At 64.0% G+C, this 17146-nt stretch carries 11 protein-coding genes; 7 read left to right on the top strand and 4 right to left on the bottom strand.

Translation table 11 applies throughout. From position 1 onward, the window contains the following. Positions 1-71: 71 nt before the first annotated feature. The 7 genes from D3876_RS11725 (at position 72) to D3876_RS11695 (ending at position 8596) form a co-directional block, all read left to right on the top strand. Complete coding sequence (locus D3876_RS11725; protein WP_119763769.1) at positions 72-1220, top strand: fumarylacetoacetate hydrolase family protein; 1149 nt, start codon at positions 72-74, stop codon at positions 1218-1220. Continuing rightward, complete coding sequence (locus D3876_RS11720) at positions 1217-2647, top strand: aldehyde dehydrogenase family protein (RefSeq protein WP_119762382.1); 1431 nt, start codon at positions 1217-1219, stop codon at positions 2645-2647. The genes D3876_RS11725 and D3876_RS11720 overlap by 4 nt, the downstream gene beginning before the upstream one ends. Positions 2648-2651: 4 nt before the next feature. Beyond that, positions 2652-3437, top strand: a complete 786-nt coding sequence (gene xylB, locus D3876_RS11715) for a D-xylose 1-dehydrogenase (RefSeq protein ID WP_420801958.1) — start codon at positions 2652-2654, stop codon at positions 3435-3437. A 2-nt stretch (positions 3438-3439) separates the two neighbouring features. Beyond that, positions 3440-4321 carry an SMP-30/gluconolactonase/LRE family protein gene (locus D3876_RS11710; RefSeq protein WP_119762378.1) on the top strand — a complete coding sequence of 294 codons (882 nt, stop codon included), beginning with the start codon at positions 3440-3442 and terminating at the stop codon, positions 4319-4321. Positions 4322-4383: 62 nt separating this feature from the next. Further along, complete coding sequence (locus tag D3876_RS11705; RefSeq protein ID WP_119762376.1) at positions 4384-5793, top strand: sugar porter family MFS transporter; 1410 nt, start codon at positions 4384-4386, stop codon at positions 5791-5793. Beyond that, on the top strand, positions 5790-7739 hold the full coding sequence (locus D3876_RS11700) for a sialate O-acetylesterase (RefSeq protein WP_119762374.1): 1950 nt from the start codon (positions 5790-5792) through the stop codon (positions 7737-7739). The genes D3876_RS11705 and D3876_RS11700 overlap by 4 nt, the downstream gene beginning before the upstream one ends. A 41-nt stretch (positions 7740-7780) precedes the next feature. After that, complete coding sequence (locus tag D3876_RS11695) at positions 7781-8596, top strand: aldose 1-epimerase (RefSeq protein WP_182911991.1); 816 nt, start codon at positions 7781-7783, stop codon at positions 8594-8596. 21 nt (positions 8597-8617) lie between these two features. Here D3876_RS11695 and D3876_RS11690 read toward each other — a convergent pair whose 3' ends face one another. The 4 genes from D3876_RS11690 to D3876_RS11675 form a co-directional block, all read right to left on the bottom strand. After that, positions 8618-10396: an IlvD/Edd family dehydratase gene (locus D3876_RS11690; protein WP_119762370.1), complete on the bottom strand. Its 1779-nt coding sequence runs from the start codon at positions 10394-10396 to the stop codon at positions 8618-8620. A 61-nt stretch (positions 10397-10457) separates the two neighbouring features. Beyond that, entirely contained in the window at positions 10458-11546 is a 1089-nt protein-coding gene (locus D3876_RS11685; RefSeq protein ID WP_119762368.1) for a LacI family DNA-binding transcriptional regulator, read from the bottom strand. Positions 11547-11665: 119 nt separating this feature from the next. Further along, positions 11666-14812 carry a TonB-dependent receptor gene (locus D3876_RS11680; RefSeq protein ID WP_119762366.1) on the bottom strand — a complete coding sequence of 1049 codons (3147 nt, stop codon included), beginning with the start codon at positions 14810-14812 and terminating at the stop codon, positions 11666-11668. Between the two features lie 148 nt (positions 14813-14960). Beyond that, positions 14961-17111 carry an alpha-glucuronidase family glycosyl hydrolase gene (locus tag D3876_RS11675; RefSeq protein ID WP_119763767.1) on the bottom strand — a complete coding sequence of 717 codons (2151 nt, stop codon included), beginning with the start codon at positions 17109-17111 and terminating at the stop codon, positions 14961-14963. Between the last annotated feature and the right edge of the window lie 35 nt (positions 17112-17146).

Here is a 17146-nt window from a genome sequence, read left to right as displayed (position 1 = left end):
TAGCGCTATCACAAGAAGGAATAGTTTTGGGAGAGCGGGATTTGGCGTGGTGCGAGTTCGAGGCGGCGGAAATGCTGCCCGAAGATTGGCGATCGGCCACCTTGATCGGCCGAATCGAAACTGCAGCCGGCCCCAGCCCGGTGCTGGTGCGCGGCGGTGTCGTCCATGACATGGCGACAGTAGCGCCCACCGTTTCCGGCCTGCTTGATCGACGCGACTTGGACAACGTTGTCGGATCGCCCCTCGGCACACTTGAAGAGCTCGACATTTCCGCTTCAATCGACGGTGCGCCCGGCCTGCTCCCGCCACTTGATCTGCAATGCATCAAGGCTGCGGGAGTCACCTTCGCGGTTTCGGCGATCGAACGCGTGATCGAGGAACGCGCGCGAGGCGACGCCAGCGCTGCGAGTGCGGTTCGCGGCAAGCTTGAGGCACGAGTCGGCGGAAGCATTCGCGCCGTGATCCCCGGCTCGCCCGAGGCCGCCGAGCTCAAGGCAGCGCTGATCGACGAAGCACTGTGGTCGCAATATCTGGAAGTCGCGATCGGCCCCGATGCAGAGATTTTCACCAAGGCGCCCGTGCTCGCCAGCGTGGGCTGGGGCGCAGACATAGGCGTTCGTTCGGACTCGACCTGGAACAACCCGGAACCCGAGATCGTGCTCGTCGTCAATTCGGCCGGGCGCGCGGTCGGCGCCACGCTCGGCAACGACGTCAACCTGCGTGATTTCGAAGGGCGCAGCGCACTGCTGCTGGGCAAGGCCAAGGACAACAATGCGTCGTGCGCGATCGGCCCCTTCATCCGCCTGTTCGACGACAAATTCACAATGGACGATGTGCGCGGCGCAAAGGTCGATCTGCTCATCGAGGGCGAGGATGGATATCGGCTGGAGGGAACATCTTCGATGCGCGAGATCAGCCGCGATCCTGACGCACTGATCGCGCAAGCGCTCAGCGAACATCAGTATCCCGACGGCTTCGCGCTCTTCCTCGGCACGCTGTTCGCGCCGGTGCAGGATCGCGACGAACCAGGCCGCGGATTCACGCACAAGCCCGGCGACGTGGTGCGCATTTCGACGCAGCGGCTCGGCACGCTCGTCAACCGCGTCACCACATCCAAGGCCGCCGCGCCGTGGACCCTTGGAATCGGCGCTCTGATGACCAATCTTGCGGGGCGCGGTCTGCTGGCTGCAGCCGACCAACAACCGAAAGAAGGCTCATGAAACTCACCCATTTCATTGGCGGCGAGGCGGTCAGCGCAGATGCGCCGAACGCCAGCATCAACCCCTCGAATACCGACGAGGTCGTCGCGCATTTCCCCGATGGCGGCGCGGCCGAGGTCGACCAAGCGGTCCAGGCCGCACGCAAGGCCTTTCCGGGGTGGGCCTCGGCATCGCCCGAAGTGCGCTCGGACCTGCTCGACAAGGTCGGCGCAACGGTGATGGCACGCGCCAAGGAATTGGGCGAGTTGCTGGCGCGTGAGGAGGGCAAGACCCTTGCCGAGGCGACCGGCGAGGTGATGCGTGCCGCGCGCATCTTCAAATATTTTGCGGGCGAGGCGCTGCGTCGCCACGGTCAGACCCTCGAATCGACGCGACCGGGACTCGATGTCTCAACCTATCGGGAGGCGGTCGGCGTGTACGGGCTGATCACGCCGTGGAACTTCCCGATCGCGATCCCCGCATGGAAGTCCGCCCCCGCGCTCGCCTTCGGCAATACGGTCGTGCTCAAGCCCGCCAACCCCACGCCCGCAATCGCGCATGCGCTGGCGACGATCATTCACGAGTCGGGAGCGCCCGCGGGCGTGTTCAACATGGTTCTGGGCACCGGCGGCGTCGGCTCGGCGATCGTCGACCACCCCGATATCGACGGCGTCTCCTTCACCGGATCGCAAGGCGTAGGCGCGAAGGTCGGCATGGGAGCGATCGCGCGTCAGGCGCGCGTTCAGCTCGAAATGGGCGGTAAGAACCCGCTCGTCATCCTCGACGATGCCGATCTCGACCGTGCGGTCGCGATCGCGCTCGATGGCGCCTTCTTCCAGACCGGCCAGCGCTGCACCGCGTCGAGCCGGATCATCGTCCAGGACGGCATCCACGACCGTTTCGTCGCCGCGCTCGCGGAACGCGCGGCTTCGCTCAAGGTGGGCAATGCGCTCGATCCCTCGACCCAGCTCGGTCCCGCCTCAAGCGAGAGCCAGTTCGAGCAGAATTTGCGCTATGTCCAGATCGCCACCGAGGAGGGCGGGCGGTTAGTGACGGGCGGCGAAGCGCTGAGCCTTGCGACGCCGGGCTATTTCATGAGCCCCGCGGTGATCGCCGATACCGATCCCAGGATGCGGATCAACAATGAAGAGGTGTTCGGCCCCGTCGCCAGCACCATCCGCGTCAAAAGCTACGGGGAAGCGCTCGACATCGCCAATCAGGGCGAATTCGGGCTGTCGGCGGGCATCGTCACCACCTCGCTGAAACATGCGCGCGACTTCCGTCGCAATGTCCGCGCGGGGATGGTGATGGTCAACCTGCCCACCGCCGGCGTCGACTATCATGTCCCCTTCGGCGGTACGCGCAAATCAAGCTACGGCGCGCGCGAGCAGGGCTTTGCCGCGATCGAATTCTACACTCAGACCAAGACCGTCTATGTCGGAGACTGAATCCTTGCTGCGAACGACAACGCTGGCCGCGACGAGCGCCATCTATCCAAGCCTTGCGGGCAAGCGAATACTGGTGACGGGCGGCGGCACGGGAATAGGTGAAGGCCTTGTCGAGGCGTTCGTCCGCCAGGGCGCGCGCGTCGCTTTTATCGACATCGCGGATGCGCCCTCGCGGGCGCTTGCGGCACGGCTGGCGATCGACTCCGTCGATGCGCCATGCTTCGAACATTGCGACCTGACCGACGTCGCGGCGCTGCGTGCGACCATCGCCAGGATCGAAGAAAATCTAGGCGGCATTGATGTGCTGATAAACAACGCCGCCAACGATGACCGCCATGCCATCGCCGATGTGACCCCTGAATATTGGGACGAACGGATTGCTGTGAATCTGCGGCACCTGTTCTTCGCGGCGCAGGCGGTGATCCCTTCGATGAAGCGGGCTGGCGGTGGCGTCATCCTCAACTTCGGTTCGATAAGCTGGCACCTCGCGCTCGCCGATCTGGTGCTTTACCAGACCGCCAAGGCGGGAATTGAGGGGCTGACGCGCTCGCTTGCTCGTGATCTGGGACGCGACAATATCCGCGTCAACACGATCGTTCCCGGCAATGTGAAGACCCCGCGCCAGATGAAATGGTACACGCCCGAGGGCGAGGCCGAGATTGTGGCGGCGCAATGCCTTGAAGCGCGCATCGAGCCCGCCGACGTGGCGGCGCTCGTGCTTTTCCTCGCTTCGGACGATGCGCGGATGTGTACCGGGCACGAATATTTCGTCGACGCCGGCTGGCGTTGACGATGATGCGCGGCGCACCTGCAGTGGTTTGCAGTGTGGGCGCCATGCTCGGCGAGGGCCCATGCTGGTCGGTTGCCGACCGTATGCTCTGGTTCGTCGATATCAAGCGCGCGCAGGTTCATCGGTTCAACCCGGCGACGGATGCGCTTGAGAGCTGGGCCGCGCCAGCGCAACCCGGCTGGATCCTGCCCGTAGACGACGGCACGCTGATGACGGGCCTGGATACGGGCCTGCACCGCTTCGACCCGCTGGGCGGCACGTTCGACTTGATAATCGAGGTCGAGCCCGATGTGCCGGACAACCGCCTCAATGACGCGACCGTCGATCAAGCCGGGCGCCTGTGGTTCGGCAGTATGGACGACAAGGAAGCTGCGCCCACGGGACAGGTCTACCGCCTCGATCGCGGAGCTCTTGCGCGCGCCGACATTGCGCCGGTCACCATCACCAATGGCCCGGCTTTCTCGCCTGACGGCGCGACCCTTTATCATGTCGATACGCTCGCGCGTACGATCCACGCATTCGATGTCGCCCCTGACGGAAGCTTGAAGGGCCATCGAATATTTGCCCGCATCGCACCGGACGACGGCTATCCCGACGGGCCGACAGTGGATAGCGAGGGATGTCTCTGGATCGCTCTGTTCGGAGGCTGGGGCGTACGGCGCTATTCGCCCGCAGGCGAATTGCTCGAATTTATCCGCTTTCCCGTCGCCAATGTGACCAAAGTCGCCTTTGGCGGCGATGATCTTCGCACGGCCTACACAACCACTGCGCGCAAGGGTCTTTCGCCCGCAGCACTGATCGAGCAACCCCATGCCGGGGACCTTTTTTCGTTCGGAGTTGACGTGCCGGGCCTGGCTATGACAGCGATATCAATCGGACACTGAAAAGCAATCAAAGCGCCCAGACAAAAAACCATGGCGCGCACAACGGGAGGGAGCCGACAAGGATGGATAGAAATACAACGGGTCAGGTGAACATCGCGTTCATCGCGGCCATTGTCGCGGTCGCCACCATCGGCGGATTCATGTTCGGCTACGACAGCGGCGTCATCAACGGCACGCAGGACGGGCTGGAAAAGGCGTTCGATCTCAGCAAGCTCGGTACGGGCTTCAATGTCGGTGCGATCCTCATCGGCTGCGCCTTTGGTGCCTTCGTGGCGGGGCGACTTGCCGATATGATCGGTCGGCGCAGCGTGATGATGATCGCCGCCGTCCTCTTCCTGCTCAGCGCGCTCGGTGCCGGCGCGGCGGGCTCTTCGGCGATCTTCATCATCGCGCGCTTCATCGGCGGGCTTGGCGTGGGTGCGGCGAGCGTGCTCTCCCCCGTTTATATCAGCGAGGTGACGCCCGCGAACATCCGCGGCCGCCTGTCGAGCATTCAGCAGATCATGATCATTACCGGTCTTACCGGCGCGTTCGTGGCCAATTATGCGCTCGCAGCCTCGGCAGGCGGATCGCAGGCGATTCTGTGGCTCGACTATCCCGCCTGGCGCTGGATGTTCTGGATGCAGGCGATCCCCGCCGCGGTCTATTTCATCGCGCTGCTCTTCATCCCCGAAAGCCCCCGCTACCTGGTCGCAAAAGGGCAGAAGGAGCGTGCGGCGCTTGTTCTGACGCGTCTGTTCGGCGCAGACGAGGCCGCGCGTAAGGTGAAAGAGATCGAAGGCTCGCTCGCCGCCGACCACCACCGCCCCCAGCTCTCGGACCTTGTCGACAAGTCGACGGGCAAGGTGCGCAAGATCGTCTGGGCAGGCATCGGGCTTGCCGTTTTCCAGCAGCTCGTGGGCATCAACATCGTGTTCTACTATGGTGCGGTGCTGTGGCAGTCGGTGGGCTTCAGCGAGAATGACGCGCTGCTGATCAACATCCTTTCGGGCTCGCTCTCGATTCTCGCCTGCCTGTTCACCGTGCTCGTGATCGACAAGATCGGGCGCAAGCCGCTGCTGCTGATCGGATCGGCGGGGATGGCGGTAACGCTGGGTGTGATGGCGATCTGCTTCTCTACCGGCGCGCTGGTCGACGGGGGCCTCAAGCTTTCGGACCAGACGGGCACGGTCGCGCTGATCGCCGCCAATCTCTACGTCATCTTCTTCAACCTGAGCTGGGGCCCGGTGATGTGGGTGATGCTTGGCGAGATGTTCCCCAACCAGATCCGCGGCTCGGGCCTCGCGGTCGCGGGCTTCGCGCAGTGGATCGCGAATTTCGGGATCAGCGTGAGCTTCCCCGCGCTCGCCGCATCGATCGGACTGGTCGTAACCTACGGCTTCTATGCGCTCTCGGCGCTCGTCTCCTTCTTCTTCGTGCGCGCAATGGTTCACGAGACCCGCGGGCTCGAACTGGAGGAAATGGCTGGATGAGGCTGGCGATACTCGCCGTCGCGGTGGCGTTTCCGATCGCATCCACGGCGGCGGCGAGCCCGCCCAGACTGCTCGCCGATCCCTTCCAGGATCGCGCCGTTCTCCAACGCGACAAACCGGTCGCGCTGTGGGGCCAGGCTGCACCGGGCGAGCGATTGTCGATCGCGCTTGGCGAAAGTCGAACCACAGCGCGTGCAGGCGCCGACGGAAAATGGCGCGCGAGCCTTCCCGCCATGAAGGCGGGTGGTCCCTACCGCCTCACGGTCCGCACCGCCGGGGGCGCCGAACAAAAGCTGGACGACATTCTGATCGGCGATGTCTGGCTCTGCTCGGGCCAGTCCAACATGGTGTTGCAGGTCCACCGCGCGCTCGATTCACGCGTCGAAATCGCTGGCGCGTCCGATTCCGATATCCGCATGATGACCGTGCCCAACGACACAAGCCTCGTTCCGATCGACGGGTTCAAGCGGCCGGTATCATGGCAGCTCACCTCGCCCGCAACCGTTCCCGAATTCTCCGCCGCCTGTTACTTCTTCGCGAGCGAGTTGCGGAAGACCGTCAAGGTCCCGATGGGACTGGTCAACGCGTCCTGGGGCGGTTCGGCGATTTCGAGCTGGATGGACGAGGCCGCGCTTCGCCGCATCGAGGGGCTTGAGGAGCCGCTCTCGGTACTCGCTGACTACCGGGCCGATCCAGAGCGCGGCAACGCCCGCTGGGGCGCGCTGTGGCAAAAATGGTGGCGCGCGCGCAGTGGCGACGCACCAGGCGCCGAGCCCTGGAGCACGCCGGTCGACGGCATGTGGAAACCCGTTCCCGCCTTCACCCCGTGGGAAAACTGGCCGGACGCCGGTCTCGGCAGCTTCAACGGAATGCTCTGGTATCGCACGAGCGTGATGCTGACCGCCGCCCAGGCTGCGGGTGGCGCGACGCTGAGGTTGGGCAGTATCGAGGATGTCGACCAGAGCTTCGTCAACGGGCAGCCGATCGGCAACACGTCCGCTCCCGGCGCCGACCGCGAGTACGCGCTGCCCGCCGGCCTCCTCCGCCCGGGCGAGAACAGCATCACGGTGAACGTGCTGGACACCTATGGCACGGGCGGCATGACAGGTCCCGCCGGCAAGCGTGCGCTGCACCTCGCCGACGGTACGGCCCTCCCCCTCGACACCGGCTGGTTTTATCGCGCCGTGCCGACCGCGACTGGCTATCCGCCGCGGACGCCATGGGAGGCGACCGGCGGACTTTCGACGATCGGCAATGCGATGATCGCACCGCTCGGCCAATATGCGTTCAAGGGCGCGCTCTGGTATCAGGGCGAAAGCGATGTGGAGCGCGCGGACAGCTATGCCGTTCGCCTGGCTGGCCTGATGCGCGACTGGCGCCAGCGCTTCGGTGCGGACCTTCCCTTCCTGATCGTTCAGATCGCCGGCTATGGCGCCGCGACGGCAGCGCCCGCCGATAGCAGTTCGGCCCGGCTGCGCGAGGCGCAACGCCGGGCGGTCGAGGCGGACGGCAATGCCGCGCTTGCGGTTACGATCGATATCGGCGAGCGCACCGATATTCACCCTGCCAACAAGCAGGAACTCGCGCGCCGCCTCGCGCGCGCCGCGCGCCATCTGATCTACGGTGAAGCCGCTTTGTCGCCATCGGGGCCAAGGCCACTCTCTGCGACGCGCGCTGCTGAAGGCGTGATCGTGCGCTTTGGCGAAGTCGAACGAGCGCTCGTCAGCTACAGCGCGGCGCGGCCCATTGGTTTCGAGTTGTGCGACGCCGCGGCGCGCACCTGCCGTTTCGTCGATGCCGGTGCGGTGGGCGACAGCGTGACTCTTGACGCGCGCGGCGGGCCGGCCGAACGCGTACGCTTCTGCTGGGCCGACAGTCCGGTCTGCAATCTGTACGACGGCTCGGGGCTGCCAGTCGGACCATTTGAGCTTCCCATCGCCCAATGAGGGTAATCACGACAGTGTCAGCGGGTCCATGGGCGATTGCGTTGAAGCCGGAACTGGGTGGCGCTGTGACCGGATTGCACTACCGCGGGCATAGCGTTCTGCGCGCCTGCGATGCGGCTATCGACAATGTGCTCGACAGCGCATGCTTTCCGCTTCTGCCCTACGCCAATCGCATTGCGCGGGGACGATTCGTGCTGGAAGGACGAGAGGTGCGCGTCCCGCTCAACTTCGGATCCCATCCGCACGCGCTTCACGGCGTCGGATGGCAGGCGCAGTGGGATGTCGTCGATCAGGACCCCGTCAGCGTCTTGATGCGGCACGAGCATGACGGCGGCCCGGCATGGCCCTGGCGCTACCGGGCGGAACAGCGGATCACATTGGGCGACGACGGCGTCGACTTCACCCTGTCGCTTGAAAATCTCGACGACACGGCGATGCCCGCCGGCCTTGGTTTTCATCCCGCATTCCCACTCAGCGATCACACGCGGCTGCGCGCAGCGCTTGGCGCTGTCTGGTTGGCGGATGACGATTGCCTGCCGACGCACCGAGCAGCGCCCGACCATTTCGCCGATTGGCGATCGCGCCCGCGCGTCCGCCGTGAGACGCTGGTCGATCATTGCCATGAAGCGTGGGAGCGTAGCCTGGACATCACCGACGCGGGCATGACCATCAGGATGACCGCCTCCGCCGGGCTCGACTGGCTTCATGTCTTTATCCCGCCGAACTGCGACTATTTCTGCGTCGAACCCGTCAACCACATGCCCGATGCGCTCAACCGTCCGGAAGAGGAGATGCCGATGCTGCGACCGGGTGAGTGTGGCACAGTGTCGATGCGGATCGCCGTCGAACGCCTGTAGAGGCAGCGAAAAGCCAGCGCATCAATGGTTGTGCCGCGGCGTCCGCTCGGATGTCGCCCGATATTTGAGCGCCATTTCGAGCACCGCGCCGTCGGCGAGTTGTCCCGTCTTCTCGCGGTAGATCTCTTCCCACGGCGTCTGGCTCGCTGGCACGGGCGGTGGCGGCTCGGCGCGACGGCGCGCGATCTCGTCCTCCGCCACCAGCGCATCACAGCGACCGGTGTTAAGGTCGATGCGGATGATGTCATCCGTAGCCAGCCAGGCCAGCCCGCCGCCCGCCGCGCTTTCGGGCGATGCGTTGAGGATCGAGGGACTGTCCGACGTGCCCGACTGGCGTCCGTCGCCGAGGGTCGGCAGGCTCATGATGCCCCGGCGGATCAGCGTATCGGGCGGTTGCATGTTGACGACCTCGGCGGAGCCCGGCCAGCCCAGCGGCCCTGATCCGCGGATGACCAATATACAATTCTCGTCGATGTCGAGCGCGGGATCATTGATCCGGTGGTGATAATCGTCCGACCCGTCGAAGACGATCGCCCGGCCCTCGAAGACCCCTTCGCGCCCGGCCACCGAAAGATAGCGCGTGCGAAACTCTTCCGAGATCACGCTGGTCTTCATAATCGCACAATCGAACAAGTTGCCCTTGAGGACGAGGAAGCCGGCGCGCTCGCGCAGTGGTGCATCATAGGGGAGGATCACCTCGCGGTCGCACGCCTCGCGCTCCGCGACATTTTCAGAGATGCTCCGGCCGGTGACGGTCAGGCAGCCGCCGTCGATCCTGGCCTTCTCAAGCAGCTCCCACATCACAGCGGGCACGCCGCCTGCGCGATGGAATCGTTCGCCGAGATACTTGCCTGCGGGTTGCATGTTGACCAGCAGCGGCAGGTCATAGGCCCCCATCCAGTCCTCGGGCCTGATCTCCAGTCCCGCGTGGCGCGCCATCGCGACGATATGCGGCTGGGCGTTGCTCGAGCCGCCAATAGCGGTCGTGACCGCAATCGCATTGAGAAATGCCTGCCGCGTCAGGATCTTCGAGGGCCGCAGGTCTTCATAAGCCATCTCGACGATGCGGCGGCCCGTCTCATAGGCGATCTGGCCGCGCTCGCGATAGGGCGCAGGGATCGCCGCGCAGCCGGGGAGCGACAATCCCAGCGCCTCAGCAATCGCGTTCATCGTCGAAGCCGTGCCCATGGTATTGCAATGCCCGGCGGACGGGGCCGACGCACAGGCGGCATCGAGGAATTCTTCCTCGGTGATCTCCCCCGCAGCCAACTTGCGCCGGCTGCGCCAGATGACGGTGCCTGAGCCCACGAGATCGCCTTCGTGCCAGCCGTCGAGCATCGGTCCGCCCGAAAGCACGATCGCGGGGATATCGACGGTGGTGGCCGCCATGATGCCCGCGGGCGTCGTCTTGTCGCAGCCGGTGGTCAGCACAACGGCGTCGATGGGATAGCCGTGCATGATCTCGACCTGCCCCAGATAGGAAAGGTTCCGGTCGAGCGCCGCGGTCGGCCGACGGCAATTCTCGAAGATCGGGTGGACCGGATATTCCATCGCGATGCCGCCGGCATCGCGGATTCCGTCGCGCACGCGTCGCGCAAGTTCCAGATGGATGCGGTTGCAGGGAGACAGGTCGCTTCCCGTCTGCGCAATACCGATGATAGGTCGCCCTGAACGAAGCTCCACGGGCGTGATGCCATAGTTCATGAAGCGCTCCAGATAGAGCGCGGTCATGTCGCTGCGGGCCGGATCGGCGAACCAGTCACGCGACCGGAAGGAACGCGCGGGGCTGCGGGCTTCCATGCAATCCTCCACACTCCGGCGGCGCGCCGGACGCTTTTTATGGTAACGCTACCATGGCGCTTCAGCGCGCCTTGTCAAGCCTCGCGCGCGATGTGGGCGGACGGCGCCGCGGCGCCGCGTCCGACTGACGCCGCACCAACGTGAAGTCGAGAAGCGTGTGCGGATGGCGCTCCTTTTGCTTGGTCCGCCTGCGGCGAATCTCCTCGATCAGCATGTCGACGGCGGCGCGCGACATGTCGGTGATCGGTTGGTGGATCGTGGTGAGTTCGGGCCAGATCGTCGTGGCGAGCGCGGTATCGTCGAAACCGCAAACCGTGATGTCCCCGGGGACATCGAGCCCGTGACGATGCGCGACGGCCACGCTGGCCGCAGCCATGTCGTCATTGCTCGCGAATATGGCGGATGGCGGATCGGTCAGCCGCAGCAATTGTTCTGCGGCGTCGAGCCCCGAGCGATAGGTGAAAAAGCCCTGCGTAATCAGCTCTTCCGTCTCGGCAATGCCCGCCTGGGCGAGCGCGGTGCGATAACCATCGAGCCGCCGCGCGCTCGCGGTCTGGTTCGGGTGACCGATAATGAAGCCGATGCGCTGATGGCCGAGCGCGATCAGGTGCTGCGTCATTTGCATCGCGGCCTTGCGATCGTCGATGCTCACCGCTGAAACGGTATCCGCCGGTTTCCCGGTCGCGACCGCCACCGCAGGAGTGTGCGCGCGCGCCAAAATCTCGATGACCGCGGTCGCGTCGCACAAGGGGGGAGGCAAGATGATTCCGTCGATACCACTTGCGATCAGCCTCTCGGCCACCACTTCCTCGTCGGTTCCGGGTTCGCATTTCGCGACGACGAGCTGGACATTGTTGCGGCTGCACTGATCGAGCCCGCCGACGAGAAACTCGCTCAGATAGGCGGCGCTCGGATTGCTGTAGAGCAGGCCGATACGGATCAGGTCGGCGCTGGCAAGGCTGCGCGCTGCAGGGTTGGGCGCATAGTTGAGTTCGCGGATCGCGGTCTCGACCAGCTCGCGGGTCGACGGCTTGACGTTCTTTTCGCCGTTGATGACGCGTGAAACGGTCATCGGAGATACCCCCGCCCGGCGCGCGACGTCATGGATCGTCGAAGCGCCTCGCTGGCGTCTGTTGGGCTTTAGCTCCACGCGGATCTCCGAACTGTTATCGGGCCACTACTACAATATTGTGTGCTTGCAAAAAGTAGGAGCGGAACCATCCCGAAGCATGGTCCGCTCCCATGATTTCAGCCAGAGAAATATGGCCTTCAGAACCGGCCGCGGAGGCCGACCATGAACTGCGTGCCCGGCTTGTACCGGGTGAATGTGGCATTGGGGAACTGGAAGTAGGTGCGCTGGTCGGCATCAAAGATGTTGACCACATCGAAGGTCAGTTCAGGCGCCCATTCGCTGTCCAGTATCTCCGAAAGATCGAAGCTCGACGAGAAATCCCACTGTTCATAGTCGTCCGAGAACAGCGCGGCGCTGGGGATGCCGTTCTGGTTGAGACCCGACACCTGCGAACCATCGGCATGGGTCATCGAGATCCGCGCGCTGATGCCGTGGTTCTCGTAATAGGCCGTGGCATTCCACGTGTATGGCGCCACGCCGAGCGCCACCGCGGGTGCGGCCCCCTTACCCTTCTGATCGATGATCGTCAGGTTCGCGGTGAAGCCGAAGCCGTCCATGCCGTACTCGCTCAACAGGAAGTCGAGCGGCTGGACCCAGCCAAACTCCAGGCCATTGACGGTAAGCGAGCCGCTGGCGTTGACCTGCTGCTGGAGCACCACCGTCGCCACATTAGGCCCGCCACGCGCGTTGATCGCGGTCTGCTGCGCGGGTGTCAGCGTGTCGAAGGTCACGCCATATTGCGCAAGATCGGTGAACGGCACCGTCGCCGTTCCGGGAACCGTGAAGCCCGTAACGCTCTTGCGGAATGCGGCCACGCTCACATAGCCGGGGCCACCGGTATAATATTCGAAGCCGAAGTCGATATTCTTCGAAATGAAGGGCTTCAGCGCCGAGTTGCCGACTGTGCCGACGTCCGCCGACGGAGTGCTGAAATTCAGGCCTGGCAGCATCGCGTTGGGATCGGGGCGAGTCATCGTCTTCGAAAGCGCAAAGCGGACCAGCGCGTTCTCCGACACATTGTACGACACCGTCGCCGATGGCAGCCAGTTGTCATATGTGTTGTTGGTCGTGGCAAAGTTCACGATGTTCGGGAAGCAGGAACCGTCCCGCGGATTGGGCGGCGTAAGGTTGCCGCCACCCGGGCAGGCCGCTGGCAGCGGCCCCGCGCCGTCGGGATCGCGCGAGTTGCGCGGATCGGGGATCGATACGTTTCCGCCGATCGTCTGATCGGTATGAACGTAGCGCAGGCCGATATTCCAGCGCAGTGCATTCCCGCCAAGGTCGGTATTCCCGTTGACCTCCATATAGGCACCGGTCGTCTTTTCGCGGACAAATCCGCCGCTCGCGCCGGTGTTAGCCGCGCCCACTTCGGGAGCCCCGTCATGGAACGCATCGTAATTGGTGTCGGCCTTGAAACGGTCCCAGTCGACCGTGACGAAACCGCTCGGCCCCGCCCGCAAATAAGACGGCAGCGCTGCGGTCGGGATCAACGAGCCCTGGTAGACGAGCGGCCCCATACCCGCGCTGAAGCCGCTGCCCAGCAATGGATAGGTCGGATCACCCGCCGCGGCTCCGCCCGGCGCATTGAGTCCGCGGCATTGCGGTTGAGTGTTGGGATTGGGCAAGAAGACGTTGGGGTTGTTGCCGCACACTGCGTTCTGCCAGGCTTGGCTGTTGTCGAACGCGCGAATCCTGCGTGAGATGTCGTCATAGGCACCGCCAACGCGAAGGTTCAGTTCTTCATCCCCATAAGTGAGGTTGCCGCGCACGCCCTTGGTTTCCGTCTTGCGCCTTTCGTCCTGAATATTGACGCGGCTGCCAGCGTTCCAGCCAAAATTGGCGGGATTGTTGAGGTCGATGTTGGTTGAGATCGTCGGGACCGAACCGCTGTTGAGATAGTCGACGGTGACTCCGGAGCCCAGCACGGTGGAGACGAGCACCGACGGCGATTCACGATGGAATTTGCTTTCGGTCCAGTTACCCGAAATATCGAGCTTGAACTTGTCCGAAATATCCCATTCAAACCCCGGGTTCACGCCCCAGAATTCGACATCTTCGATGAAGGGGCGGTATTCCAGAAACCATTGCGCGTTCGCGAAGGTGCCCTCGGTGACGACGCAGCCCGCGGCGCAATCGGTGCGATCGACCTTCATGTTGAGCGGGATCGACGCACCGTTGCGGCCGACCCAGTTCATATCGATGCGTTCGAGATCATTCTCCTTACGTCCGTACATCGAGTCCACATAGAAGCGCAGCGAATCAGCGGGCCGGTATTCGAGGCTGACAATGGCGCTCAGCCGCTCCTTGGACCCGAACTCGTCGGACGGGCGCCCGAGGCGCGGGATGATCGCATTGTCGATCTGCTGGATCGTCAGGCCCGGATTGTTGGCAAGCAGGAACGCCCGGTCGATTGTCGCCCCGGTCGTCAGACCGTTGCCGGCATTGGCGGGTACGGTTCCGGGAATGGTCCAGTTGCCGCCGCCCGTCGAGTTGCAGCCGCTGGTGGCGCCGCATTGGGCGGCGCTGAGATTGGGATTGGTCCACCCGATCGTCTCGAAGCCAGTGACGCGCACCTTGTTCTTCACGTAAGCGGCGCCCGCGAGGATGCCGAAATCGCCGAAGGTGGCGCTCCCGATCAGCGAACCGCGATAGCCCCAGCTATCGGCATTGCTGTTCTTGGTGCCCTGCAGCGAATAGGTCAGATGCTTGCCCGGATTGTCGAACGGCCGTGCGCTGCGCATGTTGACGGTGCCTGCGGCGCCGCCCTCGAGCATGCTCGCCATCGAGGTCTTGATAACGGTGAGCGAACTGAACAGCTCGGTCGGGAACAGGTCGAGATCGACCTCGCGATTGGTGCTCTGCGCGTCGGTGCGGCCGGTCGAGGAAACCGCGACGGGCGCGCCGTTGAGCAGCACCTTGGTAAAGTTGGTGCCAAGGCCGCGGATCGCAACCTGGACACCCTCGCCCGTGATCTCGCGCGTGATGGTGATGCCGGGAATGCGGTTGAACGATTCAGCGATATTGGTGTCGGGGAATTTGCCGATGTCCTCTGCCGAGATAGCGTCGATGAATCCAACCGAGTCACGCTTCAGATCCGCCGATTCCTGAAGGCTCTTGCGAAAGCCCGTGACGATGATTTCGTCTTCCGCGGGCGCGGCCTGCGGCACGTCCTGGCCCGGTGCTTCGGTCTGCGCAAATGCTGCTGAAGCCATGCTCGTTGCGAGCATCGTGGCGGCGAGCAATCCCCAGCGGCCGGCGCGCGGGCGCAATTGTCCCTTGGTCATCGTTCCTTCCCCTCCTGTTCGACTGCTGAACAGTCGTTGTTATTGGGTATCCGCTTATGTTAGCGGTCACATTACAAGGGCTATCGAGCTTGCATGGCAATGTCAATATCGTTATTTATGGCTGATACGCGCGTTTGTTTGCGCTAACTTAATGCCCCGGAGCAAAGGGAAAGTTAAGCGCTCGATACCATGACAGCGGATGCTCCGGCGGCGCCTCGCCGGCGGGCAAGGGGCGTTTCGAGATGGTCTGGAAATAGGCGATGCTTGCATCGCGCCACCATTTGGCCTCGTGGCGCTGGATAGCGAGAAAGGTCGCAACCTCGCGATGACGTTCGGCATCGACGAACGGCGCCAAACGCGTCCAGTCGCGCTGCATCGACTCGACGCCCCGCACGCCGCGTCCATAACGCGCGACCAGTTCGTCCCATAGCGTGCGCCCGGAGGCCATGCGGCGATCCCAGCCGACATGGTGGAACCAGAGCAGGTCGCGCTCGGGCACCGTATCGATGTCGCCGAACATCCGCGCGACGGGCGGCGCATATTGCGAGACCGCATCGCTGCCCGCCTTCGTCCGGTCGAAACCGATGCCCGCGGCGTCGGCGCGGTGATAATAGACCGGGTTCCAGTCGGCACGCTCGAGATCATCGACCCAGGGGCCAGGTCCATAATGGTGTCCCGATGCCATCAGGTGATGCAGCCCCAGCGGCGTCATGTAATCGACGACGATCTCACGCGAGCCCATCATCATGTCCACCGCAGGCGACACGAAGCCCTGCTGATTGGAGAAGGTCATGCGCGCCCACTCCTCGGCGATGGGGCGGGCCTTCATGTCCGGGTTCCAGGCCATACGGCCAAAGGCGTACCAGTTGGCCTGATCGAAATGCGATCCCGACCAGTTGCGGTCGCTCCCGATATTGGCGACCCCCGCCATGCCAGTCAGCCTGTAGCCGTGCAGGCTGCCGTCGATCACCTTCGCCACGGTCGAGCCTTCGCCCTTGGCGCGGGTATCGGCGGCAAGCGTTTCCTCGAACAACGTCCCCAGATAGGCAAGGTGCGTCGCGAAGCCCAGATACTCCTTGGTGATCTGGAACTCCATCATCAGCGGCGTCTTCGGCATGGCGCCGAACAGCGGATGAAAAGGTTCGCGCGGCTGGAAGTCGATCGCGCCGTTCTTGACCTGCACGATCACATTGTCGGCGAACCGCCCATCAAAGGGCTTGAATTCGTTATAGGCCTGCTTGGCGCGATCATCGGGCGTTTCGTGGCTGTAGACAAAGGCGCGCCACATCACGACGCCGCCGTGCGGCGCGACCGCTTCGGCGAGCATGTTGGCGCCGTCTGCATGGGTGCGTTTGTAATCCTGCGGGCCCGGCTGGCCTTCGGAGTTTGCCTTGACGAGGAAGCCGCCGAAGTCGGGGATTGCCCGATAGATCTCGTCGGCCTTCGCTTTCCACCATGCGCGAACCTGCGGATCGAGCGGGTCAGCGGTCTTGAGTCCGCCAATCTCGATCGGTGCAGAGAAACGCGCCGAAAGATAGACGCGGATGCCGTACGGACGGAATATGTCGGCCAGCGCCGCCGCCTTGCCGATCCACGGCGCGGTCAGGCTGTCCGCCTTGGCGTTCACATTGTTGAGGACGGTGCCATTGATCCCGATCGAGGCGTTGGCGCGGGCATAGTCGGTGTAGCGCGGGTCCTTGAAGTCCGGCAGCTTCCACCAGTCCCAGATCGACTGGCCCGCATAGCCGCGCTCGACGCTGCGATCGAGATTGTCCCAGTGATTGAGCAGTCGGAGTTGCACCTTGGGGGTCGAGCGAATGTCCAGCGCCTCGATCGGCTGGCGGGTCTGGATGAGGCGGAGGAAATGGAATGCGCCGTACAATGCGCCTACATCGTCGTTGGCTGCGATCACCGTCATCGGCTTGCCACCGATGCGGATGCTTCGGATCAGATAGCCTTCACGTCCCATGCTCTCCAACGGCAAGCCGAGCGCGTCGATCATCGGGGATTCCTCGGGCGTGCCGACAAGGATCGCGCCCGCGCCTGCTGGCTGGTCCTCAGCCACTGCGCCGCCCAGCAAACCGTCCAGTCCCCGCTTCAGTTCGGCCGAGGCGATTCGCATCGTCGGCGAATCGCCCGCGACGACGATCGATGCGGCGACGGGGCGATAGCGCGCCTGCCATTCCGCCTCGATCGGGCGATAGCGCAGCCAGAGATCGTAGCCGTCCTCAGCGCGCGCAGCGCCGGCCAGACCGAGCAGCGCAAGCGCCAGCAATCCATGAAACAGCGTGCGAAACATATCGTCCCTCTCCAACGACGCCACCGGTTGCCGGC

This window comes from Sphingomonas cavernae, assembly GCF_003590775.1.
GTDB classification, from domain to species: Bacteria; Pseudomonadota; Alphaproteobacteria; order Sphingomonadales; family Sphingomonadaceae; genus Sphingobium_A; species Sphingobium_A cavernae.
Note: the sequence above shows the minus strand (reverse complement) of the source record. Positions and strands in the feature narration are given on the sequence as shown.

Coding starts and splice junctions, on each gene's coding strand:
- D3876_RS11675 (WP_119763767.1), bottom strand. CDS start 17,111: ATGTTTCGCACGCTGTTTCATGGATTGCTGGCGCTTGCGCTGCTCGGT.
- D3876_RS11700 (WP_119762374.1), top strand. CDS start 5,790: ATGAGGCTGGCGATACTCGCCGTCGCGGTGGCGTTTCCGATCGCATCC.
- D3876_RS11705 (WP_119762376.1), top strand. CDS start 4,384: ATGGATAGAAATACAACGGGTCAGGTGAACATCGCGTTCATCGCGGCC.
- D3876_RS11690 (WP_119762370.1), bottom strand. CDS start 10,396: ATGGAAGCCCGCAGCCCCGCGCGTTCCTTCCGGTCGCGTGACTGGTTC.
- D3876_RS11725 (WP_119763769.1), top strand. CDS start 72: ATGCTGCCCGAAGATTGGCGATCGGCCACCTTGATCGGCCGAATCGAA.
- D3876_RS11720 (WP_119762382.1), top strand. CDS start 1,217: ATGAAACTCACCCATTTCATTGGCGGCGAGGCGGTCAGCGCAGATGCG.
- D3876_RS11680 (WP_119762366.1), bottom strand. CDS start 14,812: ATGACCAAGGGACAATTGCGCCCGCGCGCCGGCCGCTGGGGATTGCTC.
- D3876_RS11710 (WP_119762378.1), top strand. CDS start 3,440: ATGATGCGCGGCGCACCTGCAGTGGTTTGCAGTGTGGGCGCCATGCTC.